This window comes from Bacillus cereus group sp. BfR-BA-01492 (assembly GCF_022662815.1).
GTDB lineage: Bacteria > Bacillota > Bacilli > Bacillales > Bacillaceae_G > Bacillus_A > Bacillus_A cereus_BD.
Genome location: NZ_JAKUEH010000050.1, coordinates 1 through 699, shown reverse-complemented (window position 1 = coordinate 699; position 699 = coordinate 1). Strand labels below are relative to the sequence as shown.

Genomic DNA, 699 nt, shown 5'->3' with positions numbered 1-699 from the left:
CTTTTGGAGCCAGCCGCCTAAGGTGGGACAGATGATTGGGGTGAAGTCGTAACAAGGTAGCCGTATCGGAAGGTGCGGCTGGATCACCTCCTTTCTATGGAGAATTGATGAACGTTGTTCATCAATATAAGTTTCCGTGTTTCGTTTTGTTCAGTTTTGAGAGAACTTACTCTCAACAATAAATGTATGTTCTTTGAAAACTAGATAACAGTGTAGCTCATATTTTTTTAATTTTAGTTTGGTTAAGTTAGAAAGGGCGCACGGTGGATGCCTTGACACTAGGAGTCGATGAAGGACGGGACTAACACCGATATGCTTCGGGGAGCTGTAAGTAAGCTTTGATCCGGAGATTTCCGAATGGGGAAACCCACCATACGTAATGGTATGGTATCCTTATCTGAATACATAGGGTAAGGAAGACAGACCCAGGGAACTGAAACATCTAAGTACCTGGAGGAAGAGAAAGCAAATGCGATTTCCTGAGTAGCGGCGAGCGAAACGGAACATAGCCCAAACCAAGAGGCTTGCCTCTTGGGGTTGTAGGACATTCTATACGGAGTTACAAAGGAACGAGGTAGACGAAGCAGTCTGGAAAGGCTCGTCATAGAAGGTAACAACCCTGTAGTTGAAACTTCGTTCCCTCTTGAATGTATCCTGAGTACGGCGGAACACGTGAAATTCCGTCGGAATCTGGGAGGA

General features: G+C 45.4%; 2 rRNA genes. Both read left to right on the top strand.

Annotated features, from left to right (window positions below):
• A 16S ribosomal RNA gene (locus tag MR063_RS21480) occupies positions 1 to 94 on the top strand; the annotation flags it as partial.
• Positions 95 to 240: 146 nt separating this feature from the next.
• Positions 241 to 699 (top strand): 23S ribosomal RNA (locus tag MR063_RS21475); the annotation flags it as partial.